The sequence below is a fragment of the Stenotrophomonas sp. TWI819 genome (genome assembly GCF_039673075.1).
Taxonomy (GTDB): domain Bacteria; phylum Pseudomonadota; class Gammaproteobacteria; order Xanthomonadales; family Xanthomonadaceae; genus Stenotrophomonas; species Stenotrophomonas rhizophila_B.
Map to the genome: position 1 here is coordinate 371,021 of NZ_JBDJKY010000001.1, position 26,643 is coordinate 397,663.

The window sequence follows — 26,643 nt, forward strand, 5'->3', positions numbered from 1 at the left end:
CCCCTTACCAGTTGCGGAAGCGTTTGGGTGGGTTGTACAACCCACCTGACCAACGCACGAGATCCTTGACCGAGCGCGCGGCAAGCAGATCTCGGCTGGCATCGCGGGTGCGGATGCCGAGGTCTTCGGCGCGGCGGATGATGCCGCGATCGCGCAGGTTCTCGACCATCGCGCGGTCGCGGCCCAGACCCACCGCGGTGTAGCCGGCGACGCCGCGGATCGCCTGTTCGCGTTCCTCCGGGCTGCGGCACAGCAGCAGGTTGGCGATGCCTTCCTCGGTCAGCACGTGGGTGACGTCATCGCCATAGATCATCACCGGCGGTAGCGACATCTTCGCGCGCTCGGCCAGCTCCCAGGCATCCAGGCGATCGACGAAGGCCGGCGCCATGTGCTCGCGGAAGGTCTCCACCATCTGCACGACCAGCTTGCGTCCGCGTGGCATCTGCCCGGGCAGCGCCGCTTCCTGGCCGGCCTTGAGCCAGGCCGGGCTGGCATGACGGCGGCCGCGGGCATCCGAGCCCATGTTGGGCGCGCCACCGAAGCCGGCGATGCGATCGCGGGTGGCCGTGGAACTGTTGCCCTGCAGATCGATCTGCAGGGTGGAGCCGATGAACATATCGCAGGCATACAGACCGGCGGTCTGCGAGAACGCGCGGTTGGAGCGCATGCTGCCGTCGCTGCCAGTGAAGAACACATCCGAGCGCGCCTCGATGTAGCGCTCCATGCCCAGCTCCGAGCCGAACGAATGCACGGACTGCACGAAGCCCGATTCGATCGCCGGGATCAGCGCCGGGTGCGGATTGAGCGCCCAGTGCGTGCCTATCTTGCCCTTCAGCCCCAGTGATTCGGCATACGTGGGCAGCAGCAGCTCGATCGCCGCGGTATCGAAACCGATGCCGTGGTTGAGGCGCTGCACGCCGTACTCGGCGTAGATGCCCTTGATGGCCATCATCGCCATCAGCACCTGGATCTCGGAGATCTGCGCCGGGTCGCGGGTGAACAGCGGCTCGATGTAATTGGGGCGCGGCGCCTCGGTGACGAAGTTGACCCAATCGGCCGGGATATCGACGCGGGGGAGGGTGTCGACGATTTCGTTGACCTGCGCGATCACGATGCCGCCCCGGAACGCGGTGGCTTCGACGATCACGGGGGTGTCTTCGGTATTCGGGCCGGTATAGAGATTGCCGTGGCGGTCGGCGGCCTGCGCCGCGATCAGCGCGACCTGTGGAGTCAGATCAATGAAGTAGCGGCCGAACAGTTCCAGATACGTGTGGATCGCCCCGATCTCGATCCGGCCTTCGGCGACCAGATTGGCGAGGCGGCCGCTCTGCGGGCCGGAGAAGGAGAAGTCCAGGCGCTGGGCGATGCCGCGCTCGAAGACATCCAGGTGCGAGGGCAGGGACAGCACGGACTGGACCATGTGCAGGCCGTGGACCTGCGCGGGATCAAGCTGGGCCAGGCACTCAGCGAGGAAATCAGCCTGCTTCTGGTTGTTGCCCTCCAGGCAGACCCGGTCCCCCGGTTCGAGCACGGTGTGCAGGAGCTGAATGATCCCGGCGTGGGGCACCAGGCGCCCAAAGCCGGCGTCGGTGGCCCGCTGCACCCTTGCCTGGCGGCGATCCGCAAGCGTGTTCCAGTCTCGAGCCATCTGGCGCCTCTTCATAATTACACTGTAATTACAAAACTACCACCGGGATTTGGTGGGGGCAAGGGGGGGCGGAGGGGGGGGAGGGCTGGGGAAGCGCATTCAGGTAGAGTGGCCCTAGAACGGAGTGAAGGGGAGTTTCAATCCATGTGGCGACAACTTGGGGCGTTTCTTCTGTTGCTGGCATTGGTATTCGGGGCTGCGTACTTCCTGGGCATCTCAATAGTGGCTCGAAGTAATTTTGCATTCGACACAAGCGACGTGCTGTCCTCGGCTGCCGGCATGTGGTTCGCGCTGTTTGGCGGGCTTATCGCAAGGCAGTACCGGTTCGCGATCATCGTCGGCGTGCTGTACGTCTGTCTCTGGGGAATGGCGACTTACTTCGTCAACGCGGGAACCCAGGCAGGCTTCCTGCCAATCTTCCGCATCAATGCGCCGAACGTCGTGGTGTCCGTCCTGAGTGGCATGGCGGGTGCATGCGTTGGCGTGTTTGTTCGAAGCGGGCCACGGCCCGCCGAAGCCGAGTTCCATTCTGAACCATGACATTTGACGGGGCAGTGCCCGCTCCTAAGCCTGCGCCGCATCATGAACCCAAGGAGTGAAGTCTGATGGACCATTTTTCGGATGAGTGGTTTCGGTCCGAATGGAGAAAGCTCGGCTTCTACTATGAGGTCGACCATGCCGCCAGGCAGTGGACAATCACTGGGGAAGTGGGCGGGCTGGAGGCCTTTGTTGCCGCTGTTCGCCTCTATGCTTCCGATCCAGGCAATGATTGGATTTCATGCCACTGCAATCTGGGTCCGTATGACTATCTTGAAATTGGTACATGGACGTCACCAGTCATCGATAGCCATTGGATCGCAGGCCCCCTGAGCGAGCTGATGAGTCTCGCCGACCATATTGAGGTGTGGCTGGGCGCGCAGTCGGGCGAGTCACTCCTTGCGAGAGAGTTCTTCAGTCCCTCGTCGCCTTATGACGTGTGCCTGCACTTGATGGGCGCTGGTTTTGATCCCTCATCCCTGGATTCTGCGCTCACAGGTTAATGAGAGGCCTCAGTTTGCTGCCTTGCCCGCACGCGGCCGCCGCGGCTTCGCCCCCCGCGGCACAACCTTCGGCGTCGCCACCAGCACGCCCCACTGATGCAGATGCTCCATGCCGGACAGCGCATCCAGGTACGCCATGAAGTGCGTCAAATAACCCGGCGAGGTCTCCTTCATCAACGTCAGGGCGCGATGGACCAGCACGCCGGAGTTCAGCGGCCCGCCATTGGTGGGCATCTGGGCCAGCGATTCCTTGAGCTGGCTTGCATTGCGCAGCCTGGCCCATGTCGCACGGACCTCAGCGAGCACGGGCAGCTCTGGATAGGTCGCGTCGTGCTGGCCGCTCAATTCCGTGATCAGTGCCTGCAGGTCAATGCGTCCGGCTGACGGGACGGGCGCGGACGGCGCCACTACGGATGCCTGGGCAATCTGCTCGCCGTAGCTCGCCATCAACGCATCCAGCTTCGCCTGCAGCAGCGCCCGCACCTGGCCGTCATGCGCCTGCGCGCGGGCATGCAGTGCCTCGATCACGGCAAAGCGCGTGCGGTCGAGCTGGTCGAGCTTGTCCGCCCGCCAGTTCTGGAGGATCTCAGCCGTTGCGACAGAACTACGGGGCATCCGGTGCCTTGCTGGTCTTGGGCTTGGGAATCGGCGCAATCTCCACACGGCGATTCTTCGCGCGGCCTTGTTCGTCGGCGTTGGAACTCACCGGCTGCTCCGAGCCAAACGCCGCGGCAAACACCGCATCCGACGGTACGCCCTCGACAATCAAGGTGCGGGTCACGGTCAACGCACGCTCTGCGGAGAGCTCCCAGTTGTCGGCGAAGCGCCAGTTGCCATCGCGCACCTGCTGGTCGTCGGTGAAGCCGCTGACCATGAGGATCTCCTCGCGCGAGGCCAGGTAGCCTTTCAACGGCCCGGCGAGGCTCTTGAGGACGTCGGCACCTTCCGGTTGCAGCTGATCCGAGTTCAACGCGAACAGCACATTGCCGCGGATGCCGATGCGGCCATCCACCAGCGTCACGCGCCCGGCCGCGAGCGGGCCGGCCAGTGCCTGCTCCAGCGTCTGGCGACGCTGCACTTCGGCCTGGCGCTGCTTGACCTCTTCATCCAAGCGGTTGGTCAGCTCCAGCTGCAGCGCAACCACGCCGACCAGAATCAGGACGAACGCGCCAAGCAGCACCGACATCAGGTCGCCGAAGGCGGCCCAGATCGGAGCGCCTCCGTCGGCCTCGACTTCGATCTCGTCGCTCATGCCGAGGCGGCTCCGGCCTTGCTGCTGCGGCGACCGGCCAGCTGCTGCAGCTCATCGATGATCTGCTTCTGCGAGAGCACGCTGAGGTCGATGACCTCACGCGCCTGGGCCACGTAGTAGGCAAGCTGCTCGTCACTGCGTGCCAGCGAGCCGTCCAGCGAGGCGGCGATCTGGGCCAGGCGCTCGTTGAGACCGTCGCTGGCCGTCCCGAAGGACTGCACGACGCTGCCGAGCGCGTCGGCCAGACTCGCCACTTCCACCGCACTGCCGGTGACCTGCGCGGCCACGCTGCCGAGCTTGCCGGTCTCGGCTTCGATGTGATCGGTGAAGCGTGTGCCCACCCGGTCCAGCAGCTCGGCCGAGGTCGATACCAGGGCATCGACGGCGACGCGCTGCTCGTTGGCGGCGTGGTTGACCGCATCCAGCAGGGTCTCCACGGTGGCCAGCAGGCGGCTGCGTTCTTCCAGCGTGGCGGTGTCCCGGACCAGGCTGTCGGAGAGTTTGCTGCGCAGTTCGGCGACGACATCGGCCGCGGCCTTGGGCGCTTCCGAGGCGGCTTGGACGAGGCGCGAGATCTCGCTGATCGTCTCGCTGGCGTGCGCCTGGGCCTGCTGGGTGATGTCGTTGGCGGTGCGGGCGAGGGTGTCGCAGATCTCCTGCTGACGGCTGGCGACGCTGGCGCCGGTCTGCTCCCAGCGTTCGCCGAGGCTGGCGCTCATGCCGGTGAAGGCATCGGTCCACACGCTTAGGCGCTGCTGATCGCGTGCTTCCAGTGCGTCCTGCAGCTGGGTATGCGAGTGCTGCATCGCCTCGCCGAGCGACACCGCCTGCGCCTGCAGCGTCGCGGCGGCGGCATCCAGCGCGTGCTGGTGACGCTCGCTCACTGCAGTCGCGGCGGCATCCTGGCGGGCGAGCGCCTGCTGCCACGCCTCGGCGATCTGCGAGGTGGTGGCCTCCATGCGGCTGCCGACCGCGTCGATCAGGCCGGTAGCCCGGGCGTCATGTGTATCGGTGAAGCTGGCCAGGGCCGTGCGCAGGTCGCCGGTGAGCGCAGCATGGGTCTGCTGCTGCGCAGCCTGAGCCTCCTGCCAGCGCTGCGCGGTCGCGTTAAGCTCGGTCGAGACGGCCTCAAGCAACGCGCTGGAGCGCTCGCCATGTTGCTCGGCGAACTGGGTCAGTGCACTGCGCAGCTCGGTCGCCATGGCGTTGTTGGTCTGCTGCTGTGCGGACTGGGCCGCCTGCCAACCATCAGCGGTGCTGACCAGCTTCGTGGAAACGGCATCGAGCAGGCCAAGCGCGCGTTGATCGTGCTGCGCGGCGAACCCCTCCAGCGTGGCGCGCAGGTCCGTGGTCAGTGCCGCGTTGGTCTGTTGCTGGCTCTCCAGCGCGGCCTGCCAGGATGCGGCGGTGGCGACACGGCTGGCGTCGAAGCCCTCGGTCAACCCGGTCAGCTGGCGCTGCACCGCTTGGGTCACCGTCTCATGCATGGCGGCGTTGGCGCGGGCGATGCCGGCCAGGGTGGTGTCCATCACCGGCTCCAAGGCCGCACCGACCGCGCGTGCGCTTTCGGCGACGCTGTCCTTGAGCGACTGTTCGATGGCGGCGGTCAGGCGGGCATATTCCTCGTCGGCCTTGGCATGGAAGCTCTGCTGGTTCGCCAGCAACCGCTCGCCCGAGACGTTGCTCTGCTGCTCGATCGCGGTGGTCATGGCCTGCAGCCGTTCCACCAGCGCCGGCATCCGTTCGGCCTGCTGCTGCAGCAACCGGAAGGCTTCATTGCGCTGCCAGGACTGCGAGTGCGTGTGCAGGGTGGTCGCGATCTCCACGTCCAGTCGCTGCACCGCTTCCAGGCGCTCACGCCGGCACAGGGCCGAGAGCAGGCCCAGCATCGCGGAGGTGGCGACACCGGCGATCGAGGTGCCGAACGCGACCGCAAGGCCTTCCACCGGTGCACCCAGTGAGCCGCGGATCGCCTGCAGGTCGGTCGCGCTTTCCAGCGCCAGTCCGGTCCCGCGCAACGTCGCCATCATGCCGAGCAGGGTACCGAGCATGCCCAGCAGCACCAGCAGCCCGACCAGGTAAGGCGTCAGGACCGGACCGGGCAGGGCAACGCGCTCGCCTTCCACGCGCAGACGCACGGCATTGCGAAGGCTGGGATGCAGCTGGCCCAGCCAGGTGGCGAGCCCGGCGCTGGCGGTGCCTGCGCTGACCGTGGCCGCCGTGAGCGAGGCGGTCGCCTGCCGGTAGCGATGCAGCTCGAGGCCACCGGCGAGGTAGCAGACGGCGATCAGCAGGGCGACAGCGAAACCGACCGGATTGGTGCTGGCATAGCCTGCCCCGATCCAGCACACCGCAACAAGGCCAAGCAGGAAAACAACGTAGTGAAGACTGGTTCTGAACATGACGTCCCGGTTAGTGGGTGCGAAGCGCTGCAAGCAGCCCTTCTATCGGTTGAAAACGAACATCCAGCTCGGCCAGCAGCAGGCTCTGCATGTCACGGCGGAACACCTCGAGCCACGCATCATCGCTGCCGGCATCGCGCAGCCGCTCGAAATGCACGCCGAGCAGCACCGGTACCTTGGCCAGCAGGCTGTACTCCCGCGCGCTCAGGGTCTGCTCCATCAGCGCGTCGACTTCGGCGAGCCTGGCCATCTCAGAAGAGGTGCGGGTCAACATGTCGCGAAGCCGACCGCGCAGGCGGCTGGTGTCCCGGAGCATGGCCCGCTGCAACGCCAGATAGCGCTCGCGGAACGCGGTGTACTCAACAGTGCCGTCCGTACCGTCGGCCGCCACCTGGGAAGGGTGTTTGGCACCCTCAGATTCCTGAACGATGGCCGCCTCCAACGCAGCGCGGAGCCGCCGACACTCGGCGTCCTCGTCGGCATTGAAATCCGGGCCGTCCACGGCAGGTGGAAGCCGGCCATCGAGCGCCTTGGACAAGGTAACCGCCCGCGTCCAGTCCACCCACTCGCTGAGCCGGTCTGACAGGGCAGGGCCCGCCGAGGACAGGTTACTCTCGGCAAGGCGGGCCAGCAGCCGGATGAAGGCCGGGCCCGGGACAGGCGTCCGTTGCGCGGTTTTGGCCATTGTTCCGGTTAAAACGGCGAATTTTACACCGTAATGACTGCAGCCCGCCGGGCCGGGAGGTTCAGGCTGGGCAGGCGCTCACTTGGCGAGCAGGGGCCAGTAGCCGTCCAGCTGCCTCTGCTGGCGGGCAGTCAGCTCTCGACGCAGTGCAACTCGACGCCGCTCGGCCTCGTCGGCTCGCCCGGCCAACGTCGACTCGCGCGCAAGTTCCAGCAGGGCGCGCTGCCGCACGTTGAGGTTTCCGAAGGGGTCGAACCAGGAATCCAGGCGGCGGCTATCCTTCACGCCCGTCCAGGTAAACCGCGCATCACCCGCGGTGGCCGCGATCTGCCGGTAGCGCCGGGTTGCCTCGGCGCGGCTGATGTGCCCCTGCAGCAGGTCCAATCGCGCGGCCAGCAACTGCACTTCAGGGGTAACGCCGCTGCTGATGAGCGCATCGACCGTTTCACGCAGGAATGCGTCGTCCCGATTGGCGGTGCTTGCCTGCATGCCGAGGAGGTTGAACGTCGCTACCGCTACGCGATATTCGCGTCGCTCAAAACGGTGTACCTCTGCGTCGGTTGGGGCACCCAGGCGCGACGGCTGCACCAGCACGATGCCGGGTTCATCGGCCAGTACCTCATCGATGTCGCGCTTGTGGAACTCACCGACCACCACGACCACGGTGCCGCCGGGATGCGCACGCGCGGCGGCCGCAATGCGCTTGGCCTGCAGGAACGTGCGATACAGGAACAGGCGACGTGGCAGATCCTGTGCGGTGCGTGCCGCTGGAGTGAGACTCCATTGCGTGGAGCGCGCCACATTCGCGGCAACATCGGCATGGAAGAGGGTACGTTTGAGCTGCGCCGGCTCGGGGAAGGTCAGGAACTGCTGGAAACCGCGCGTGGGCCGGATTTCGGGGATCGCCTCCAGATCCATGCCGAAGCCCAGTTGCGCGTCCTCGCTCGAAGGGTGCCAATCGAAGGGGCACAGGGCGATGTTGCGCTCGCGCGCGAAGGGCACCACCACATCCTGCACTTCGTAGGTGAATTCATAGAAATCGTTGCGTGCAAATGCTTCCGGCGAGCGCTCGATGCAGATCGCATCCGGGTCAGTGCGATCCAAGAACGCAGCCAGCACCGCCGGCCGATCTTCGCGCGCCACCAGTTGCGCCGCATGGTCCACGCCCAGCACGATCACCTGCGTGGCAGGTTCAGGCACGCCGCTCTTTGCAGGCAGCGACAGCATCCCCAGCAGCACCCCCACGATCCACATCCTGATCATCCAGCCTCCATGTGATGCACGTTGTGGGGAGCAGAGTGGCAGGCTGCAGGGCAGAATGCGGGTGCCGAAAGTTGTAGTCATGGCGCCGGCGAGCACGGATCCGGACGCTTCGGCGTGCCGTGACGGCGAGGCAGCGGCTATGCTGTGGCCCGATTTCGCATAGGGAGTACAGCAGATGGGATCGACCCGCACCTTCGGGTTGCTGACGCTGTTGGTGGCGGCCAGCGGAACGGTTATCGCGGCTACGCCCGCTGCGTCGCTTGAGGACGGCGTCCGCAACGTGCCCCGGTTCGCTTTGCCGCTGTCGCCGTATCTGAGCCCGGAAGCACAGGCCGCGATGCGTAGCGCCGTCGCCCACGGCGACCCGGTCGCGAAGATGGACAACGCCACCGTGCTCAAGGAACTGGCGACTATCCGCAAGGGTGCCGATGACTGGGCGTATGGCGAGATCAAGGCGCTGCGCCAGCGCTATCCGGTGGAGCTGCACCACGAAACCTGGAATGGCGTACCGGTGGTACGTGTCGAGCCACGCAGTGCGCCAGCCGATCCAGCGCGGCGGCGCCTGTTGATCGAACTGCATGGCGGCGCGTTCGTGTTCGGCCGCGCTGACAGCCTCGGCCTGCTGGAGGCGATTCCGGTCGCGGCCATGACGGGGGCCACGGTCGTGGCGGTGGAGTACCGGCAAGGCCCGGAGCATCAGTTTCCGGCCGCGAGTGAGGATGTGGCCGCGGTCTACCGGGCGGCGCTGGAGAAGATGCCGGCACGGCACATCGGTCTGTTCGGCTGCTCGGCCGGCGGCGTGCTCACGGGCGAATCGCTGGCGTGGTTCGCCAAGGAGAAGCTGCCGATGCCGGCCGCGGCCGGCCTGTTCTGCGCCGGCGGCGATGCCCGCTACGGCGGCGACTCCCGCTATGTGGCGGCGGCCGTCACCGATGCACTGCTGCCGCATGCTGACGGCACGTTGCCGATCATGGAGGACCTGTACTACGGGAAGGTGGATTTCCGTGATCCACTCGTGTCGCCGGTGTTCTCCGATGCAGTCCTCGCGCAGTTCCCACCGACCCTGTTCATTACCGCCACCCGTGCGGCGGAACTGAGCAACGTGTCCTATACGCATTCCCGGCTGGTGGACCTGGGCCGCGAGTCGGATCTGCACGTCTGGGACGGGCTGGGCCACGCGTTTCATCTGGATGCCCGCCTGCACGAGAGCCAGCAGGCTTACCGGGTGATGGCCCGGTTCTTCACCCGCCACCTGGACATGCCGCTGCCGCCAGCGCCTGTGGAGTAGGGCGCACAGGCGTTGCATACGGAATGCATACATCCGTATGCACGGTGCTTACATGGGGTTGCCTACGGTGGAACCCGAGTGCACCCGCGCTCGGTTTTTCCCATAAGGAGTAGATGATGAGCCAGCAGATTCCCGAAGGTACCCTCGTTGTTGTCGCCGACGGCGGCTCGGCCCGCGTGTTCACCAACGTTGGCACGGCGCACAAGCTTCAACTCAAGCAGGAGGGGGAACTTCAGCTGCAGGCCGTCAGCGAAACCGGCGCCTCGGGGCAGGGCCCCTCCGGCTCGGTGCCACAGGACATGACGATCTCCCAGCTCAATGAAGCCACGTTTGCCAAGCAGGTCGCCGCGCAGTTGAACGAAGATGCGCTGAAGAACCGCTACGCGCACCTGATCCTGATCGCCGACCCGCAGACGCTGGGCCGCATCCGCCCGTTGCTGCACAAAGAAACCCAGGAGCGGCTGATCAAGGATCTGGCGAAGGATTACACCAACGCACCGCTGGAGGACATCCAGCGCGCACTGTCCTGAGAACCGCTAATGGCCTTCGTTCGTGAGTACAGCCCCTCCGACATCACCCGTGCCGACATCGATGCGGGCAGCGGATGGGTGATGCTGGAGTTCGGCACCGGTTGGTGCGGCCATTGCAGTGCCGCCCAGCCCCTGCTGCAGAAGTTTCTCGGCGGCTACGACGCTACGCACCTGAAGGTCGAAGATGGGAAGGGGCGGCCGTTGGGCCGCTCCTTTGCTGTGAAGCTGTGGCCGACGGTGATTCTGTTGCGCGATGGCCGCGAAATCGCGCGTGCAGTGCGGCCGCACGAGCGCGACGATCTCGCGCCATTGATCGATGCATTGGAGCGCGGGCAGTAACGAGCATCCCGCTCTCGAGCGACATTCGCCCTGCGAGATGAGTGTCAGCACAACACATTCGCCGCATTCCCAGCGCTGCCGACGTGTGTATGCATCGCGTGAAAAGTAGTCAAAACAGCTTGAAACATGCTGTTCCACGCTGCCGACCGGAGCAGTACGGGCCTCGCGCTCGCCAAATGTAGTAAGATGGCCCGCTTGATCACCCCCGGGCCATTGCCCGCTTCCTGGTCATCCATCCCGCAGCGTCGCTGAGTCCACGCGGCCGTCCGGGATCGTCTGTTGCAACCCCTCTTCGCGCATCGCGCTGTGTCATCAGAGGCGGTATTTCCTGTGCCGTGCGCGGGACCTCGGGCGCCGCGATGGCCTGCTTCCAGGAGAAAGCAGATGCAGGACCTGCCTGCCGCACACGCTCATTTTGGCTGGTTCAAACGCCGCCGCCAGATGCATGTCGACGAAGTCACCGTCGTTGATCGTCCGATGTTGAAGAAGGCCGTTGGCGCTGCCGCGCTCGGCAACGCGATGGAGTGGTTCGATTTCGGTGTCTACGGCTACCTGGCCGTGACCCTCGGCCACGTGTTCTTCCCCGACAGCAGCCCGACCGCGCAGCTGATCGCCACCTTCGCCACCTTCACCGTCGCCTTCCTAGTGCGCCCCTTGGGCGGGCTGGTGTTCGGCCCGCTGGGTGACAAGTACGGGCGGCAGAAGGTACTCGCGGCCACCATGATCCTGATGGCTGTAGGCACCTTCAGCATCGGCCTGATTCCCTCGTACGACCGCATCGGCATCTGGGCACCGGCGCTGTTGCTGCTTGCCCGCATCGTGCAGGGATTCTCCACCGGCGGTGAGTACGGCGGCGCGGCAACGTTCATCGCCGAGTATTCGACTGACCGAAATCGCGGCCTGATGGGCAGCTGGCTGGAGTTCGGTACGCTGGGCGGCTACATCGCCGGTGCCGGCACAGTCACCACACTGCACATGGCACTGAGCAGCACCCAGATGTTGGACTGGGGCTGGCGCATTCCGTTTCTGGTGGCTGGCCCGCTGGGTCTGCTTGGCCTGTACATGCGCATGAAGCTGGAAGAGACGCCGGCCTTCCGCGCGTATGCCGAAGAGGCCGAGAAGCGCGATCACGAGCGCCCGGGCCTGGGCGCGCTGTTCCGCGTGCATTGGGCACAGCTGCTGATCTGCGTCGGCCTGGTGCTGGTGTTCAACGTCACCGATTACATGCTGCTGACCTACATGCCCAGCTACCTCAGCGTCACCATGGGCTATGCCGAAAGCAAAGGCCTGCTGCTGATCATCATCGTGATGCTGGTGATGATGCCGCTCAATGTGGTGGGTGGATTGTTCAGCGATCGCCTGGGCCGTCGCCCGATGATCATCGGTGCCTGCATCGCGCTGTTCCTGCTGGCGATCCCGTGCCTGAAACTGGTGGGCAGCGGCAATGACTGGCTGATCTTTCTGGGGCTGATGCTGCTCGGGCTGGCGCTGGTGTGCTTCACCAGCTCGATGCCGTCCACGCTGCCGGCGCTGTTCTACACGCCGGTGCGCTACAGCGCGCTGTCGATCGCCTTCAACGTCTCGGTCTCGCTGTTCGGGGGTACCACGCCGCTGGTGACCGCCTGGCTGGTGGAGCGCACCGGTGATCCGCTGGTGCCCGCTTACTACCTGATGGGCGCGGCGGTGATCGGCGTGATCACCATGCTGTTCGTGCGCGAGACCGCCGGCATGCCGCTGCGTGGCTCCCCGCCGGCGGTGGCGAGCGAAGCCGAAGCGCGCGCGTTGATGCGCAGTGATGAGCCGGTCACGGTGGACGCGACCCAGCCCATGCTGCCCGAGGCGGCGGTACCGGACTCGGCACGGCCGGCGTAAGCCGGGACGGCATGCGCCCGCCTGGCGATGGACTACGGACGGGCGACCAAGCGGTAATGGTCGTCCAGCTCTGGTCCGCCGCCACGATTAGCGCTGCCCGCGACCACGTGCAGCGCACCGTTCAGCACCGCCGCCTGCATGCCGTGTCGCCCGACCGGCAGCGGCGGCAGCCGCTCCCAGCGCTGAAGGGCGGGGCTCCAGGCCTCCACCTCTGCGTGCGCGGCCGTGTGCGCATCGCTTTCGCCGCCGATCACAACGATCCTGTCATTCCAGGCAACCGTGGCCGTGCCTGAGCGTGGGGTCGGCAGGGGCGAGGGAAGGGTGGACCAGCGGCCCGATGCGATATCGAAGACGTCCACGGCTGCCACCGACTGCATCCCCGACGCATTGCTGCCATGGGCGCTGACCCGGCCACCGGCGGCGTAGAGCGCGCCGTCCAATACCGCCGCGTGGAAGTGGTCGCGCGCATGCGGTGCATCCGGCAGCGCTGTCCACTGCCCCGTCGCGGGATCGAAGACATCCAGCCATGGCACCACGCCACCGGTGTGCCCACGCGTTACACCACCGACCAGATAGAACTGGCCCGCGTGCAACGCAACGCCACTGGCACCGCGAGCGCGGCCTGCCGGCAGCGATGGCCCCTGTTGCCACGCATCCGCCGTCGGGTCGTAGATCCACAGCGCAGGAACGGCGGGCTCGGCTGGGAAGTCGCCGGTCAAGGCCCCCATCACCCAGATACGGCCGTCGTAGGCGAGTGCCTGAGTGTGGTGAAGCTGTTCCAGTGGAGGTCGTGCGCCGGAGGTCCAGCCTCCGCTGGCGGGATCGAAGACCTCCAGGGGGCGTTCACCACGTCCCCCCAGCAGATAGAGTTTGCCATCAAGCGCGACCAAGGCACTTTCGTGTCGCGCGGTGGGTGGATGTCCGCTTTGGTGCGCCGTCCATGTCAGCGCTGCCGCTGATGGTCCAGAGGCCCCGGTGGATGCAGCACCACCGTTGTGAGCGGTTCGCCCCGCACACGCGGCGAGCAGGGCAGCAGCGATGAGGGAGGTTGCCATGAGGCAGGTGCGGCGGCGTAACACCATGCAGGTCTTCCCGGAAACGAGCCAGGCGCCAGCGTAGCAAGCCGCGTCCCCCCGCGTCCTCAACCGCACCGCAACATGCCGGTCTGCTGGGGCGGTGCTAGGATCACTCTTACCTGAATCGATCTAAATTCAACGCCATGACAAAAACGGGGACGGTGCGCTGGTTGGGGCTCGCAGTAGGGGCGATGTTGGTGGCCGGCACGGCCACGGCGGCACCGGCGAAGGTCGGCGAGCGTGCCTACGCGGCGGTTGATCCGTTCATCGGCACTGCAGGCGAGGGTCACACCTATCCCGGCGCCACGGTCCCGTTCGGCATGGTCCAGCTCAGCCCGGACACCCGCATCCAGCCGCGCGAGAAGGCCTATGGGTGGGCGGCAGGCTACCGGCACGACGACACCAGCATCGTTGGCTTCTCGCACACGCATTTCTCGGGCAGCGGCCATTCCGATCTGGGCGATGTGCTGCTGATGCCGGTGCGCACCGATGCCAGCCTGGAGCGTGGCGACCCGGACAAACCTGGCAGCGGTTACACCTCGCGCTTCCGCCACGATGACGAGCGCGCCGAGCCGGGCTACTACGCGGTCACTCTGGATGACCCCAAGGTGCGCGCGGAACTCACCGCCAGCACCCGCGTGGGTGTGCACCGTTACACCTATCCGGCCAACCAGCCGGCGCGCGTGCTGCTGGACCTGCGCACCAGCCTCTACGACTATCCGGGCAAGATCCTATGGTCGCGTCTGCGTGCCCGCGAGGACGGCACCATCACCGGCTTCCGCGAGACCCGCGGATGGGCGCCAGGTCGCCAGCTGTATTTCGCGATGCGCTTCTCCCGCCCGCTGACCGGTCATGCGTTCCACAATACCGAGACCGACATCGCCTACAAGGGTTTCCCGCCGCCGGGGCACCAGAGCCCGGCCCAGCGTGCACAGATTGAAGGGCGCCAACTGGTGGGCACGTTTGATTTCGGCAAGCTCGATAAACCGCTGGTGGTGACGGTGGCGATCTCCTCGGTCAGCGAGGCCGGTGCGATCGCCAACCTGGAGAGTGAAGTGCCGGGCTTCGATTTCGATCGCGTCCGAGCCGGGGCGAGAGCGCAATGGACGCAGGCGCTGTCGGTGCTGGACATCGACGCGCCCGAGCATGACCGGCGCAGCGCCTACACCGCGCTGTACCACAGCCTGCTGGGGCCGACGGTCTTCATGGACAGAGATGGCCAGTACCGCGGCTCGGACAACGCGGTGCATCGTGCCGAGGGCTACACCAACTATTCAACGTTCTCGCTGTGGGACACCTACCGAGCCCTGCATCCACTGCTCACCCTGGTGCAGCCGGAGAAACGGAACAGCGATTTCATCAATTCGCTGCTCGCGCACCAGCACAACAGCGCCTACGGGATGCTGCCGGTATGGGCGTTCCACGGCCAGGAAACCTGGTGCATGATCGGCTACCACGCCGTGCCGGTGATCGCCGATGCCTACCTCAAGGGCATCCGCGGTTTCGATGAGAACAAGGCATTGGCCGCCATGGTGGCCACCGCCAATTACGGCCCGTACGATGGCATCGCGCAGTACCGCGAGCTGGGCTGGGTGCCGATCGATGAGGAAGGCGAAGCGGCCAGCAAGACGCTGGAATACGCCTTCGACGACTGGACCATCGCGCGCATGGCCAAGGCCATGGGCAACACGAAGGTCGCCGGCGAGTTCGAGAAGCGCGCCACCAATTGGCGCAACGCGTACGACAAGGACACGGGTTTCATGCGGGCGCGCAAGCGCGATGGCAGCTTCCGCACGCCGTTCGATCCGAGCGCCAGCGGCTACGGCACGGATTACACCGAAGGCAACGCCTGGCAGTACTCGTGGTATGTGCCGCACGATGTGGCGGGCCTGGCCGCCGCGCACGGGGGCAGCGACAGACTGCTGGCCCGGCTGGACGAGGTGTTCGAGGCCAAGGTCGACCCCTCGATCTTCGAACACATGGAAGACATCACCGGTCTGATCGGCTGGTACGCGCACGGCAACGAGCCCAGCCACCACGTGGCCTACCTGTATGCCCATGCCGGGCAGCCGTGGCGCACCCAGGCACGCCTAAAGCAGATCATGGACACCCAGTATGCCGACCGTCCCGATGGCCTGGCCGGCAATGACGACCTTGGCCAGATGTCGGCCTGGTACGTGTTCACCGCGCTGGGCTTCTACCCGGTGGCGCCGGGCAGCGGCGAGTACATCATCGGCCGCCCGTTCCTGCCCAAGGCAGCACTGCATCTGCCCAACGGCAGGACCTTCACCATCGTCACCGACGGGCTGGGCAAGGGCCACGACTATGTCGGTTCGGTGACCCTCAATGGCCAGCCGCTGCAGCGCACCTTCCTGCGCCACGAGGAAATCCTGGCCGGTGGCGAGCTGCGCTTCACCCTCCAGGCCGAGCCGAACAAGGCTTGGCCGGGGCAGGTTGCCGAACAGCCGTACTCGATGTCCCGCTGATCGGCTGCTGCGGCGCCCTTCTGGCCAAAATGGGATTTATGTCCAATTTGGCCAGAAGGGGTATAGTAGGGCCATCCCGTACTGGAGCGTGCCATGACCCTGCCACTGGATCTGCCCGGCCTTGAAAAGGCCACGGCGTCGTCGGTGAAAACCCGCGGCTGGCCCAGCCTGATGCGGACCGTTCGGGAGAAACAGGCCTTGGTGATCACCAACCACAATCACCCCGAAGCGGTGATCGTGGACATCAAGACCTATCAGGAGCTGCTGGCCAAGGCCGCTGGTGGCGACGCCGATGAGCGTCTGGGCGAGCTAGAACGGCTGCGTGCCGCGTTCGATACCACGCTGGCCAGCCTGGGCCGCGATGGCGGGCTGGGCAAGGTGCTGGGTCAGCCGATCCGCCGTGGCCGCAAGGTCGCCCTCGGCAGCCCCCTCTGACCGATGGGGCGCATTCTGGTCCTGGCCGGCGTCAATGGTGCCGGCAAGAGTTCGCTGCTGGGCATGTGGCTGGAAGAAGAAGGCCTGACCTGGTTCAACCCGGATACGTTCACCCGGCGTCTGGTGGAGACTGGTTGGTCGCTGGGCGAGGCCAATGCTGCGGCCTGGAACGAGGGCGCGCGTCGGCTGCGACAGGCGATCGACGAGGGCACCGACTTCGCGTTTGAAACCACTTTGGGCGGCAATACGATTCCGCGCCTGCTACGCGAAGCCTGCGACCGGCACGACGTGGCGATCTGGTTCTGCGGCCTGCAGAGCGTGGAACTCCATATGGAACGTGTCGCCGCACGGGTCAGCCGCGGCGGACATGACATTCCCGCCGACAAGATCCGCGCCCGCTACGATTCCTCCCGTGAGAACCTCTTGGCGCTGTTGCCGCATCTGGCCGAGCTGCATGTCTACGACAACAGTGCGCCGGCCGACGCCGATGCCGCCGAGCCGTTGCCGGTGCTGCAATTGGACCGCACCGGACTGCACTATCCGGCCTCGGCGATCGAGCTGCTGCAGACGCCTGACTGGGCCAAGCCGATCGTGATGCGCGCCATGGAGCTGCATGGCATCCGGTGAGGCAACACCTCGCAGCTGCGCCTGAAGGCGGCCTCAGCCCACCGGCTCGTGGATCGGACACCCATTGAACCGCGAGCGGAATTGACGTGAGGCAGCCATCACCACGCGGCGCGCGCGGTTCAACCCGCCGAGCGGACGATGCTCGGCCAACGCATGCCATGGTGCGAACGCCAGTGCATCCTCGATGCCGGGAGAGGTATCAGGCTGCCACGCCTTCTGCTGCGCCACGCTCAGGCGTGCGACCGGCAGGAACGGGCTGTCCGCCTCGGGCCACACTACCGATGCGTCCTCGATCGGCATCTGCTCCACGTCGCGGCACAACTGCACGCGCAGTTCCCATTCCACTGGATTGGGAAGATCGGTGAAGAAGGTGACCACCGCCTCGCGCTGCGCGTCGGCGTCCGAGCCGATCTTGTCCCCGGTCAGCGCGAGCAGGTCGGGTGAGATCGGGGCCAGCGAGAACTTGGCCATGTACGGCCCGTAGAGGAACGGTACCTGACTGAAGAAGGTCTCGCCCAATGGATGATGCTGCGGCTCGCCGCCCATGCCCTTCAACGTGGCGCTTTGCCCGCCGACTGCCTCCAGCGCCGCTTCGGCGCCACGCAGCGTGGCCGAAATCAACCGCTTGGTGCGCGGCATCCGCTCGGTGGTGGCGGCCAGCAGCTTGGCTGAGCGCAGGAAGCCGGCCACGCCCGGCGTGTTGAACGCTGGTCCATTGACCATCAGGAAATCCTGCGTGTGTTCTTCCTCGGCGCGTTCCGCGCGGGGCCCGTCCACGCCAATGACTTTGAGCGCCATCGCCCGCGGGGTGGAGACCGAATCCGGAAGCTGCTCAGCGGGCGGCGACGACAGGCGAACCAGCGCGTCGTAGCTGCCAGGCCGCGCAAAAAGACCGTGGCGCAGCTCTGCAGGCAACCCATCCAACACCCGCAGCCGCCCCTTCAGCAGGCCCTGGCCTTTGGCATGCACCGCGCGGTGCGCATGACCTTCCTGCTCGGCAACGGTCAGCGCCATCCGCGCGAATACCTCGGCCAGCTCATGGATGTGCGTCGTTTCCTCCGCGTCTGCATGTTCGAGGGAGGCGTGGTAGAGAACGGGTGGGCGCAGCGACATGGGGGCTCCTGTGGGGTTAAGGGCAACAACGAACAACGCGCTGCGCGGGGAGTCCGGCTCCCCGGCAGCGACTTCCATCGAAATCAGGCTGCAGCAGCCTTTGCATTGCCACCACCGGCCAGGGCCAGCAGGGTGAGCTTTTCGTCGGTGGCCTTCTCTTCCTCCAACGTTTCCAGCAGCAACGGTACAGCCGCCTTGTAACCCAGTTGCTTGGCCATCGCGGCGATGGTGCCGTAGGAGGCGATTTCGTAGTGCTCCACTTTCTGCGCACCACCGATCAGCGCGGCATCGCGCACCGGGCCTTCCTCAATGCTGTCGATGGCCTCCTTGCCTTCTTCGACCAGGCCCTCCATCGCGGCACATTTGATCCGCTTGAGCCGGATGCCCAGCAGTTCGACCACCTGATCGATGCGCTCGATCTGACCCTGGGTTTCTTCCAGGTGCAGGGTGAAGGCGGCGGCGAGGTCTGGATTGGACGCGGCGCGTGCGAGCTTCGGCAGCGCCTTGGTAAGCTGCTTTTCTGCGCTGTAGATATCCGAGAGCTCGTGGATGAACAGGTCTTCTGCGGTCTTGATCGCCATGGAGGTACTGCCGGTAGGTGGTGAGCCACCGACGCTAGGCGCATCGGTGTTAGTCCAGCGCGCGTTGTTGTGAAGGGGGCCTGCACGCCGCTCAGGGCGCATCCCGCCATGCCTTCAGGAGCGGCAGCGGATCGTAGGCGCCGTCGGCGCCGTAGATGCCCCAGTGCAGATGCGGCGGCGTGCCCTTGGCGTTGCCGGTGTCGCCGACATAGCCCAGCACCGTGCCTTGCTCGATGACCTGACCTCGTTCCAATCCTTCACGCCAGTCGTCCAGGTGGGCGTAGTAGTAGCGCTCGCGCGCCGGGCCCATCACCCACACCTGACGCCCACCCAGGCCACCCTCGCGAATATCCGTGACGATGCCCGGTGTGGCGCTGCGCACCTCGGTGCCGCGTTTGGCGAAGATGTCGACACCGGCATGCGTGCGGTCACGGCCACGGGGAGCGCCGAACGTATCGGCGACCTGGCGAGCCGACACCCCGGCCACGGGAACGGGCAGGGCGGTCGGTGCTGGCATCTGCGACAGGCGCCAGAGCGCCCGGGGCGATTCGGCGATGGGGCTGTTCCACAGCACGCCTGCCACCACGATGCAGACGACAAGAATGAACACGCGCACGAGCCAGCGTCGTACGCGGCGGGCCGGAGAGGTGGCCGATAGCGGGGATTTCACGATAGGGTCCCGCCCGTCTTCTTCGCCCCGGTGCGTCCCGACACATGCAGGTGCGCCGGCACGTGCCAGCGCCACGGAAAGTCGATTGCCTTGGTGATGCCGATCCGTGGCCCGACCACCGGGGCCTCCGGTGGCGCCATGCCATCGGACACGAGGCGGATGCCACGGTCATTGCGCACCAGATCCGCGCCATCCAAGGCCTTGGTGATGCCCATCGCCTGCGACAACCGCCCTGGCCCGCTGGCCAGGTCACGCTCACGCTTGATTGCCGGGCGCGCCTCGCGGATCAGCTCCAGCCCGGCGACCGGCTCCAGGGCGCGCAGCAGTACGCCCCAGCCCTGGCCGACGTCACCACACACTGCGTTCGAGCCCCAATGCATGCCGTAGCTGAAATACACGTACAGATGCCCGGCTTCACCGAACATCGTGGTGGTGCGCGGGGTCATGCCACGATAGGAATGCGCGGCCGGATCCTGCTCACCTGCATACGCTTCCACCTCAACGATGCGGCCTGCGCGACCGTCATCGCGCACCAGCAGCTTGTTGAGCAGCTCGGGCGCCACCTCGGCGGGGTGGCGCTGGTAAAAGCGCCGCGGCAGCACCTTCCAGGTTTTCATGATCCTCCGCGCAATGGATGCACCGTACCGGTCCGAAACGAGGGCTTACTGTGACGCGACAAGGGTCAATGCACGATCAACGCGCCGCCATCGTCACGCCATGCTCGCCCGGCACTCGCGCCAGGTTGATTGATGCAGGGCAATCCTCAAGGTCTGTGACCGCCGCGATGAAGCGCGCCATGCCCACCAGAAAGCGCCTGAAAATCGTGACCTTCAACGTCAACGGCGTGCTGACCCGGCTGCCGCATCTGCTCGCATGGCTGGCGCGCGAACAACCGGACATCGTAGCGTTGCAGGAACTCAAGGCGACGCAGGAAGCCTTTCCGGAAGCGGCCATCCGCGACGCTGGATACGGCTGCATCTGGCAGGGGCAGCGCTCGTGGAACGGCGTTGCGCTGCTGGCCCGTGGGCAGGACCCGATCGAAAGCCGGCGCGGGTTGCCCGGGGATCCCAAAGATGATCAGAGTCGTTATCTGGAAGCGGCAGCGCATGGTGTGATCGTGGGCGGTCTGTACCTACCCAACGGCAATCCGCGGCCGGGGCCCAAGTTCGATTACAAGCTGACGTGGATGCAACGCCTGCATCGGCACGCGAAAAGCCTGGTCGCGCTACCGCACCCGGTCGCGTTGATCGGCGATTTCAACGTCGTGCCCACGGATGCGGATATCTACGACCCCAAATCGTGGCGGAAGGACGCGCTGCTGCAGCCCGAGGTCCGCGAGGCCTACCAGGCGCTGCTCGACCAGGGCTGGACCGACAGCCTGCGCGCGGTGCATGGCGATGCCCAGATCTTCACCTTCTGGGACTACTTCCGTGAGCACTTCGCCCGCGACCGCGGGCTACGCATCGATCATCTGCTGCTCAATCCAGTGCTTGCGCCTCGCCTCAAGGACGCAGGCGTTGACGGTTGGGTGCGGGCGCTGGAAAAGCCCAGCGATCACGCGCCGACCTGGATCGAGGTACTGGCGCCGCCGAAGCCCCGATAGCCGTAGCGGACCGATATCGAAAACACCCCTGACGCGGTAGAGTCGTCCGGCAGGCCGTTTGCGAGGGTATTGCCATGCCATATCGGAAAAGAGACATCGCCGCGGGGGTCGGCGAAGGCAAGCGGCTGCCTGCCGGTCCAGAGACCCCCGTGTTCTGCCGAGCGCGTGAGTATCCGGCCGGAACGATCATCGCCCTGCATCATCATCCAGACCGCCATCAGCTGGTCTATGCCGAAACCGGCGTGCTGGTGGTCCAGGCCGGGGCGGGGCGCTGGGTCGTCCCGAGCACGCGCGCGATCTGGATCCCGGCCGGCATGGGGCACAAGGTCAGCTGCATCGGCGCGGTCGGCATGCGCAGCCTGTACATCCTGCCGCAGGCGATTGCCCAGCCGCCGGCCAGTGCGTCGACGGTCTCGGTCACGCCTTTGCTGGCGGCCCTGATCCACGCGGCGATGGATGTCGCCGCACCGTACCAGGCCGATTCGCGCGATGGCAGGCTGATGCAATTGATCCTGGATGAGCTGCAGCTACTGCCGGTACTGCCACTGCACCTGCCTCAGCCCACCGACCCACGCCTGCAGCTCATCGGTCAGCAGCTGGAATCCACGCCTGACGACCCATCGACGCTTCAGCACTGGGCCCGGCGTGTGGGCGTGGACGTCAAAACCATCCAGCGCCTGTGCGCACGCGAGCTGGGCATGACCTTCGGGCAATGGCGCCAACAGGCGCGGCTGCTGCGCGCTTTGGAACAGTTGGCGCACGGTGAGAAGGTGATCGACGTGGCGCTCGCGCTGGGCTATGCCAGTCCGAGCGCCTTTACCGCGATGTTCAAGAAGCGCTTCGGACAGCTGCCGAGTCAGTTCTTCCACTGAGCCAGAGGCTTCAGTGCATGTTCGTCTTCGGCAGGAACGCCGTCGCCAGCCCGAGCAGCGGCAGGTACGAGGTGAAGTGGTAGACCCACACGATCCCATGCACGTCCGCCAGGTTGCCCAGCCCGGCCGCGCCGATACCGCCAATACCGAACATCAGACCGAACATCAATCCCGACACCATGCCCACACGGCCCGGCACTGCTTCCTGCGCGTACACCACCAGCGCAGCGAACGCCGAGGACATCACCAGTCCGATCACCACCGCCAGCACCGCCGTGCCCATCAGGTTGGCGTAGGGCAGGGCGAGCGCGAAGGGTGCAACGCCCAGGAACGATATCCAGATCACCGCCTTGCGCCCGATGCGGTCGCCGACCGGTCCACCGATGAAGGTGCCCAGCGCGACCGAGGCCAGGAAGATGAAGAGGTACATCTGGCTCTGCTGCACGGTCAGGCCGAAGCGCTCGATCAGATAGAAGGTGAAGTAGTTGGTAAACGAGGCGATGTAGACGAACTTGGCGAACATCAGCACCGCGATCACGGCGATGGCCTGGATCACCTTGCCGCGGCTCAGCCCGACGCCATGGCCCGTGGCCAACCGTTTCATCTTGGCCTGGCCGTGGTGGATGGTCCAACCGGTGAGGCGGAACAGCACCCAGATCGCCAGCGCCGCCGCCAGCATGAACCACGCGATTGCGCGCTGCCCGTGCGGGATGACGATGGCCGCCGCCAGCAGCGGGCCGATCGCCGAGCCGGTATTGCCGCCAACCTGGAAGGTGGACTGCGCCGTGCCGAAACGACCGCCCGAGGCCATCCGTGCCACGCGCGAGGCTTCCGGGTGGAAGGTGGCCGACCCGATGCCAACGATGGCCGCGGCGATGAGCAGCGTTTCGTAGCGGTTCGCCAGCGCCATCAGCGCGATGCCGATAAAGGTAGCGACCATCCCTGACGGAAGCAGATACGGCAGCGGCCGCTTGTCGGTGTACATGCCCACCCACGGCTGCAGCAGCGAGGCGGTGACCTGGTACACCAGGCCGATGATGCCGATCTGGCCGAAAGTGAGCGAGAACTGGCTTTTGAACATCGGATAGACCGCCGGCAGCACGGCCTGGATCATGTCGTTGAGCAGGTGGGCGAAGGCCGCGGCGCCGACGATGCGCACCGCGAAGCCCTGGTTCGGGGCGGGGCTGAGGGGTTCGGCCGGAATCACGGGCGGGGCAACGGTTTCAGGGGGCATGAGGGCACGATCAGGAACGGGGGAGCCCAGGCGCGCTGGCTACGCTGCAGCTGCGAGGGGAGGCAGGATGCGTAGCGTAGGCCCGAGTCCGGGTCCCGTCTCTCGCGAATTGGGCATCCGTCGTCGCGTTCAGGACATCGATGCGGCTGTGGATTTACAACTAATTGCATATCCGCAGCAAGGCAGCGCTCCTAAAGTCGCCGGCTACATAGAGACCGGCTATTCCTGCATGACCTCTCGCGCCCCCCGCCCTCTGAACCGTCTGCGCCCCCTTTCGCTCGCCATCGCGGTGGCCTGTACGTGCAGCGCGCCCGTCCTGGCGCAGAGTCTGGGGCCGGTGGTCGCCGATGGTCACCAGCTCGACGTCATCGCCGGCAGCTATGCGTCGACCGATGACGGCGTTGCCGGACATGTCTTCCACGCCCTCAACGGGGGCAGCATCGGCTCCGGCGGGCCCGTATCGCTCAACGCCATCGGTGCCAATACGGCCGCGGCCCGCGCCGAAAGTGCAGGCACGCTCGTCTTCGCTGCGGGTGACATCACCACCTCGGGGGCCAGTGCGGTTGGGCTTTCTGTCGCCACGGGCGGCCGCATCGAGCTGCAGGCAGACGCCGCCGGGCAGGGCACGAAGGTAACCACCCGCGGCCTGCGCAGCACCGCAGCCCAGATCGATGCGGGCACCCTGGTGATGCGCAATGCGACGCTGGAGACCTCCGGTGATGGCTCGCACGGGCTGGTGGCCACCGGCAATGCGCAGGTGGACATGGTCGGCGGACGCATCCAGACCGGCGGCAACCAGTCTCATGCAGTGATGGCAGACACCGGGAAGGTGACGCTGCGTGATGCGAGCATCCGGACCGACGGCAACAACGCCGACGGCCTGTTTGCACTTAACGGTGGGCGCATCGAGGGCGACAATCTGGACGTGAGCACCGGGGGATATGGCAGTGCCGGCGCCCGGGCGTACGTCGGCTCCACGCTGACGCTCACCAACAGCCGCATCCGCACGGAAGGAGATGGCGCGAAGGGTATTACTGGCGGCGGCACCGTGACGCTGATCGATGCCGACGTCCACGTCTCCGGCAGCCAATCCCGCGCCGTCGATCTCAGCGGTGGCACGTTGCGCATCGAGAACAGCGAACTGCGCTCAGACCACGATCGTGGTGATGGTGTGTTCCTCTGGGCCAACAACCAGGTCGACATCCTCGGGACGACGATCACCGCGGGCCACTACGGTATCAACATCAACGGCGATGGCAGCGATGTACGGCTGAGCGACGTGGACATCACCACGGACGGCTTCATCGGCACCGGCATCTGGCTGCCCAGTGAATCGACGTTGACCATGCAGGGTGGCAGCATCACCACCCGTAGCGATGCGGGCGTGGGCATCGACAACCGCGAAGGCCTTGCGACACTGGATGGGCTGACGATGCGAACGGCAGGCGCTTCGGCGCATGGTCTGTATGCATCCCAGGACACTGGCGGGCGGCGGCCGGTCTTCGAAGCCGATCGCGTCGACGTCACCACCACCGGCGCCGGCAGCATCGGCGCGATTGCACGCCTTGGTGGTGCCGTGCACGTGCACGACAGCAGCCTCTTGACCACCGGCACCAAGGGGTACGGCGTGCTCAGTGGTGGCCCGGGAGAGTTGACACTTCGCAACACCCACGTGCGCACACAGGGCATGGATGCCTATGCCGGCGTGGTCAATGCCAACGGCCGGCTCGACATCGATGGCGGCTCGCTGATCAGTGAGCGGCATGCCGCGTTGTGGGTGCGCACCGCACGCGAGGTGACGGTACGCAACGGTGCCCGGCTGATCGGTGGCAATGGCACGCTGATGGCGGTGGATGCGGCGTTTGCCAGCCCGTTCGAGCTCCGCCTGGATCAGGATGCGCATGCGCAGGGCGATATCGTGATCACCCCGGAGGACATCGCCGCTGGCGTCCCCGTCGTGGCCGACATCCGCGTGCGCCTCAACGGCCGCTCGCACTGGGTGGGTGCCAGCTCGGTAGTCAACCAGGTGGCACTGTCCGACGACAGCCGCTGGACCCTGACCGGTGACGCCAGCGTAGGCCAGCTGAGCCTGCACGACAGCACCCTGGCCTTGTCGGCAGCGGGCAGCACGACATTCAACCGACTCACTGTGTCCGGCGACGTTGATGCAAGCAACGCGCTGCTGATTTTCAATGGGGCGCTGGGCGACGACAGCTCCCGGATCGACTTCCTGCACGTGCGCGGCGATACCCGTGGCAGCGCCGGCATCCAGGTCAACAATGTGCATGGTCTGGGCGCGCAGACGACCAACGGCATCCAGTTGATCCAGGTCGATGGCCAGTCCGATGCGGTCTACACCCTGAGTGGGCGCGCTGTGGCGGGCAGCTACGATTATTTCCTGCACAAGGGTGGTGTCACCACGCCTGGCGATGGCGGTTGGTACCTGCGTTCTGCGCTGTCGCCGACCCCGCCGGACCCGTGCGATCTCGACCCCAACGGCCCCGGCTGTGCCGAGCCGCCGCCGCCGCCGGCGCCGTGTGAGCTCGACCCGGCCGGCCCTGGCTGCATCGGACCGGCACCAGAGCCCTGCGAGACCGATCCCGCGGGTCCGGGCTGCGGCATCATTCCACCCGATCCTTGCGAGGCCGAGGAAGGCGATGCCGACTGCAATCGCCCACGCCCGCCGCAGATCGTGCGGCCTGAGGCAGGCGCCTACCTGGCCAACCAGGCGGCCGCCGTGTCCCTGTTCCAGCACCGGCTGCAGGACCGCGATGGCGCTGACACCATGGCCGGCGCACGAGGTGACGGTTGGCTGCGCGTCAGCAGCAGCCACACGCGGCAGGATGTCGCCGGTCAGCTTGCGCTGACGGGGCGTGCGTCGGTACTGATGGGGGGTATGGATGTATTGCACTGGGGCGGAGCCAGCCAGGGCCGCGCCGGTGTATTGCTGGCCGCCGGGCAGTCCTCGAGCGATGTGCAGTCGCAGCTGAGTGGTTACACCGCGACGGGCACGGTAAAGGGCGCCGCGTTGGGAATCTACGCTGCGTGGCTGCAGCGTCCGGACGAAGGAACGGGGGCCTATGCCGATGGCTGGATCCAGCATGGTCGCTACCGCAACACCGTGCAGGGGATCGGGCTGGCGAAGGAGCACCAGGATGCCCAGACGCAGGCCGCCTCGCTTGAGACGGGCTACACGTGGGCACTGCGCACGCGAAGCGGGGCCCAACTGATGGTGCAGCCGCAACTGCAGGTCATCCATACCGACTACCGCGCCGACCATCTTACCGAGCTCAACGGCACCCAGGTGTCCACCGCTGCCGCAGGTGGGCTTTCCTCGCGGATGGGTATACGCCTGAGCGGCGACGTACGCAGCGAGGATCGTCGCGTGCAGCCGTTCATTGCTGCGCACTGGCTGCACGAAAGCGGCGGCAACCGCGTCTGGATGGACGATGCGCTGATCGAAGGCGCGGTGGCGAAGAACCGTTACGAAGTGCGTGGCGGCGCGATGCTGCAGCTTGGGAAGCGCTGGTCGGCATGGGGCGATCTTGGCCTGCAGCGTGGTGATGGCGGCTACCGCAGTGCGAGCGCACAGTTTGGCGTCAAAGCACGCTGGTGAGTAGCGGCTGT

The 26,643-nt window shown here is 66.1% G+C and carries 23 protein-coding genes and 1 pseudogene; 12 read left to right on the plus strand and 12 right to left on the minus strand.

What is annotated here, in order from left to right; all coding sequences use genetic code 11:
• Positions 1-4: 4 nt before the first annotated feature.
• Positions 5-1,648, minus strand: coding sequence for a malonate decarboxylase subunit alpha (gene mdcA / locus ABE463_RS01610; RefSeq protein ID WP_346467017.1), 1,644 nt, complete (start codon positions 1,646-1,648; stop codon positions 5-7).
• 144 nt (positions 1,649-1,792) lie between these two features.
• Here mdcA and ABE463_RS01615 point away from each other — a divergent pair, with 144 nt between their 5' ends.
• Both ABE463_RS01615 and ABE463_RS01620 read left to right on the plus strand, forming a co-directional pair.
• Positions 1,793-2,188, plus strand: coding sequence for a hypothetical protein (locus ABE463_RS01615; RefSeq protein ID WP_346467018.1), 396 nt, complete (start codon positions 1,793-1,795; stop codon positions 2,186-2,188).
• Positions 2,189-2,253: 65 nt separating this feature from the next.
• A complete protein-coding gene (locus ABE463_RS01620) occupies positions 2,254-2,688 on the plus strand; it encodes a hypothetical protein (protein WP_346467019.1) in 435 nt (144 codons plus the stop codon).
• 9 nt (positions 2,689-2,697) lie between these two features.
• Here the strand turns inward: ABE463_RS01620 and ABE463_RS01625 are convergent, their stop codons facing one another.
• The 5 genes from ABE463_RS01625 to ABE463_RS01645 form a co-directional block, all read right to left on the minus strand.
• On the minus strand, positions 2,698-3,303 hold the full coding sequence (locus tag ABE463_RS01625) for a DUF2894 domain-containing protein (RefSeq protein WP_346467020.1): 606 nt from the start codon (positions 3,301-3,303) through the stop codon (positions 2,698-2,700).
• On the minus strand, positions 3,293-3,940 hold the full coding sequence (locus ABE463_RS01630) for an OmpA family protein (protein WP_346467021.1): 648 nt from the start codon (positions 3,938-3,940) through the stop codon (positions 3,293-3,295). The genes ABE463_RS01625 and ABE463_RS01630 overlap by 11 nt, the downstream gene beginning before the upstream one ends.
• Positions 3,937-6,342, minus strand: a complete 2,406-nt coding sequence (locus ABE463_RS01635; RefSeq protein WP_346467022.1) for a DUF802 domain-containing protein — start codon at positions 6,340-6,342, stop codon at positions 3,937-3,939. The genes ABE463_RS01630 and ABE463_RS01635 overlap by 4 nt, the downstream gene beginning before the upstream one ends.
• A 10-nt stretch (positions 6,343-6,352) precedes the next feature.
• Positions 6,353-7,027 carry a DUF3348 domain-containing protein gene (locus ABE463_RS01640; RefSeq protein WP_346467023.1) on the minus strand — a complete coding sequence of 225 codons (675 nt, stop codon included), beginning with the start codon at positions 7,025-7,027 and terminating at the stop codon, positions 6,353-6,355.
• 78 nt (positions 7,028-7,105) lie between these two features.
• Positions 7,106-8,272 carry a hypothetical protein gene (locus tag ABE463_RS01645; RefSeq protein WP_346467024.1) on the minus strand — a complete coding sequence of 389 codons (1,167 nt, stop codon included), beginning with the start codon at positions 8,270-8,272 and terminating at the stop codon, positions 7,106-7,108.
• A gap of 193 nt (positions 8,273-8,465) precedes the next feature.
• On the opposite strand from ABE463_RS01645, the gene ABE463_RS01650 reads away from it, so the two are divergent.
• From ABE463_RS01650 to proP, 4 genes are all read left to right on the plus strand, one after another.
• On the plus strand, positions 8,466-9,578 hold the full coding sequence (locus ABE463_RS01650; protein WP_346467025.1) for an alpha/beta hydrolase fold domain-containing protein: 1,113 nt from the start codon (positions 8,466-8,468) through the stop codon (positions 9,576-9,578).
• Between the two features lie 116 nt (positions 9,579-9,694).
• On the plus strand, positions 9,695-10,108 hold the full coding sequence (locus ABE463_RS01655; RefSeq protein WP_123729359.1) for a host attachment family protein: 414 nt from the start codon (positions 9,695-9,697) through the stop codon (positions 10,106-10,108).
• A gap of 9 nt (positions 10,109-10,117) precedes the next feature.
• A complete protein-coding gene (locus ABE463_RS01660; RefSeq protein ID WP_346467026.1) occupies positions 10,118-10,447 on the plus strand; it encodes a thioredoxin family protein in 330 nt (109 codons plus the stop codon).
• Between the two features lie 384 nt (positions 10,448-10,831).
• The gene (gene proP, locus ABE463_RS01665) at positions 10,832-12,319 is read left to right on the plus strand and encodes a glycine betaine/L-proline transporter ProP (protein WP_346467027.1); all 1,488 of its coding nucleotides are present in this window, start codon (positions 10,832-10,834) and stop codon (positions 12,317-12,319) included.
• A 32-nt stretch (positions 12,320-12,351) separates the two neighbouring features.
• Here the strand turns inward: proP and ABE463_RS01670 are convergent, their stop codons facing one another.
• Positions 12,352-13,209 (minus strand): kelch repeat-containing protein, encoded by an 858-nt coding sequence (locus tag ABE463_RS01670; protein ID WP_346467028.1) that lies wholly within the window; start codon positions 13,207-13,209, stop codon positions 12,352-12,354.
• Positions 13,210-13,586: 377 nt separating this feature from the next.
• Here ABE463_RS01670 and ABE463_RS01675 point away from each other — a divergent pair, with 377 nt between their 5' ends.
• The 3 genes from ABE463_RS01675 (at position 13,587) to ABE463_RS01685 (ending at position 16,943) form a co-directional block, all read left to right on the plus strand.
• A complete protein-coding gene (locus ABE463_RS01675) occupies positions 13,587-15,881 on the plus strand; it encodes a GH92 family glycosyl hydrolase (RefSeq protein ID WP_346467029.1) in 2,295 nt (764 codons plus the stop codon).
• Positions 15,882-15,974: 93 nt separating this feature from the next.
• Positions 15,975-16,316 carry a type II toxin-antitoxin system prevent-host-death family antitoxin gene (locus ABE463_RS01680; RefSeq protein WP_179458839.1) on the plus strand — a complete coding sequence of 114 codons (342 nt, stop codon included), beginning with the start codon at positions 15,975-15,977 and terminating at the stop codon, positions 16,314-16,316.
• 3 nt (positions 16,317-16,319) lie between these two features.
• Positions 16,320-16,943 (plus strand): hypothetical protein, encoded by a 624-nt coding sequence (locus ABE463_RS01685; protein WP_346467030.1) that lies wholly within the window; start codon positions 16,320-16,322, stop codon positions 16,941-16,943.
• Between the two features lie 33 nt (positions 16,944-16,976).
• Here the strand turns inward: ABE463_RS01685 and ABE463_RS01690 are convergent, their stop codons facing one another.
• The 4 genes from ABE463_RS01690 to ABE463_RS01705 form a co-directional block, all read right to left on the minus strand.
• On the minus strand, positions 16,977-18,056 hold the full coding sequence (locus ABE463_RS01690) for a catalase family protein (protein WP_346467031.1): 1,080 nt from the start codon (positions 18,054-18,056) through the stop codon (positions 16,977-16,979).
• A gap of 83 nt (positions 18,057-18,139) precedes the next feature.
• Entirely contained in the window at positions 18,140-18,637 is a 498-nt protein-coding gene (locus tag ABE463_RS01695) for a DUF892 family protein (protein ID WP_265308037.1), read from the minus strand.
• A 91-nt stretch (positions 18,638-18,728) separates the two neighbouring features.
• Positions 18,729-19,307: a M23 family metallopeptidase gene (locus tag ABE463_RS01700; RefSeq protein ID WP_346467032.1), complete on the minus strand. Its 579-nt coding sequence runs from the start codon at positions 19,305-19,307 to the stop codon at positions 18,729-18,731.
• The gene (locus ABE463_RS01705) at positions 19,304-19,924 is read right to left on the minus strand and encodes a DNA-3-methyladenine glycosylase (RefSeq protein WP_346467033.1); all 621 of its coding nucleotides are present in this window, start codon (positions 19,922-19,924) and stop codon (positions 19,304-19,306) included. The genes ABE463_RS01700 and ABE463_RS01705 overlap by 4 nt, the downstream gene beginning before the upstream one ends.
• Positions 19,925-20,103: 179 nt before the next feature.
• Between ABE463_RS01705 and xth the strand changes: the two are divergent.
• Positions 20,104-20,886, plus strand: a pseudogene (gene xth, locus ABE463_RS01710) (exodeoxyribonuclease III); the annotation flags it as partial.
• Positions 20,887-20,984: 98 nt separating this feature from the next.
• The gene (locus ABE463_RS01715) at positions 20,985-21,782 is read left to right on the plus strand and encodes a helix-turn-helix transcriptional regulator (protein ID WP_346467034.1); all 798 of its coding nucleotides are present in this window, start codon (positions 20,985-20,987) and stop codon (positions 21,780-21,782) included.
• 10 nt (positions 21,783-21,792) lie between these two features.
• Here ABE463_RS01715 and ABE463_RS01720 read toward each other — a convergent pair whose 3' ends face one another.
• Positions 21,793-23,016 carry an MFS transporter gene (locus ABE463_RS01720; protein WP_346467035.1) on the minus strand — a complete coding sequence of 408 codons (1,224 nt, stop codon included), beginning with the start codon at positions 23,014-23,016 and terminating at the stop codon, positions 21,793-21,795.
• A gap of 229 nt (positions 23,017-23,245) precedes the next feature.
• Between ABE463_RS01720 and ABE463_RS01725 the strand changes: the two genes are divergently transcribed.
• Positions 23,246-26,632, plus strand: coding sequence for an autotransporter outer membrane beta-barrel domain-containing protein (locus ABE463_RS01725; protein ID WP_346467036.1), 3,387 nt, complete (start codon positions 23,246-23,248; stop codon positions 26,630-26,632).
• The last annotated feature ends 11 nt before the right edge of the window (positions 26,633-26,643 follow it).

Excerpts from the sequence above, each read along its gene's own strand:
- ABE463_RS01615 (WP_346467018.1), top strand. The coding sequence starts at position 1,793 with ATGTGGCGACAACTTGGGGCGTTTCTTCTGTTGCTGGCATTGGTATTC.
- ABE463_RS01725 (WP_346467036.1), top strand. The coding sequence starts at position 23,246 with ATGACCTCTCGCGCCCCCCGCCCTCTGAACCGTCTGCGCCCCCTTTCG.
- ABE463_RS01690 (WP_346467031.1), bottom strand. The coding sequence starts at position 18,056 with ATGTCGCTGCGCCCACCCGTTCTCTACCACGCCTCCCTCGAACATGCA.
- ABE463_RS01660 (WP_346467026.1), top strand. The coding sequence starts at position 10,118 with ATGGCCTTCGTTCGTGAGTACAGCCCCTCCGACATCACCCGTGCCGAC.
- ABE463_RS01635 (WP_346467022.1), bottom strand. The coding sequence starts at position 6,342 with ATGTTCAGAACCAGTCTTCACTACGTTGTTTTCCTGCTTGGCCTTGTT.
- ABE463_RS01630 (WP_346467021.1), bottom strand. The coding sequence starts at position 3,940 with ATGAGCGACGAGATCGAAGTCGAGGCCGACGGAGGCGCTCCGATCTGG.
- ABE463_RS01695 (WP_265308037.1), bottom strand. The coding sequence starts at position 18,637 with ATGGCGATCAAGACCGCAGAAGACCTGTTCATCCACGAGCTCTCGGAT.
- ABE463_RS01625 (WP_346467020.1), bottom strand. The coding sequence starts at position 3,303 with ATGCCCCGTAGTTCTGTCGCAACGGCTGAGATCCTCCAGAACTGGCGG.
- ABE463_RS01650 (WP_346467025.1), top strand. The coding sequence starts at position 8,466 with ATGGGATCGACCCGCACCTTCGGGTTGCTGACGCTGTTGGTGGCGGCC.
- ABE463_RS01620 (WP_346467019.1), top strand. The coding sequence starts at position 2,254 with ATGGACCATTTTTCGGATGAGTGGTTTCGGTCCGAATGGAGAAAGCTC.
- proP (WP_346467027.1), top strand. The coding sequence starts at position 10,832 with ATGCAGGACCTGCCTGCCGCACACGCTCATTTTGGCTGGTTCAAACGC.
- ABE463_RS01655 (WP_123729359.1), top strand. The coding sequence starts at position 9,695 with ATGAGCCAGCAGATTCCCGAAGGTACCCTCGTTGTTGTCGCCGACGGC.
- ABE463_RS01685 (WP_346467030.1), top strand. The coding sequence starts at position 16,320 with ATGGGGCGCATTCTGGTCCTGGCCGGCGTCAATGGTGCCGGCAAGAGT.
- ABE463_RS01715 (WP_346467034.1), top strand. The coding sequence starts at position 20,985 with ATGCCATATCGGAAAAGAGACATCGCCGCGGGGGTCGGCGAAGGCAAG.
- ABE463_RS01675 (WP_346467029.1), top strand. The coding sequence starts at position 13,587 with ATGTTGGTGGCCGGCACGGCCACGGCGGCACCGGCGAAGGTCGGCGAG.
- ABE463_RS01705 (WP_346467033.1), bottom strand. The coding sequence starts at position 19,924 with ATGAAAACCTGGAAGGTGCTGCCGCGGCGCTTTTACCAGCGCCACCCC.
- ABE463_RS01640 (WP_346467023.1), bottom strand. The coding sequence starts at position 7,027 with ATGGCCAAAACCGCGCAACGGACGCCTGTCCCGGGCCCGGCCTTCATC.
- ABE463_RS01720 (WP_346467035.1), bottom strand. The coding sequence starts at position 23,016 with ATGCCCCCTGAAACCGTTGCCCCGCCCGTGATTCCGGCCGAACCCCTC.
- mdcA (WP_346467017.1), bottom strand. The coding sequence starts at position 1,648 with ATGGCTCGAGACTGGAACACGCTTGCGGATCGCCGCCAGGCAAGGGTG.
- ABE463_RS01680 (WP_179458839.1), top strand. The coding sequence starts at position 15,975 with ATGACCCTGCCACTGGATCTGCCCGGCCTTGAAAAGGCCACGGCGTCG.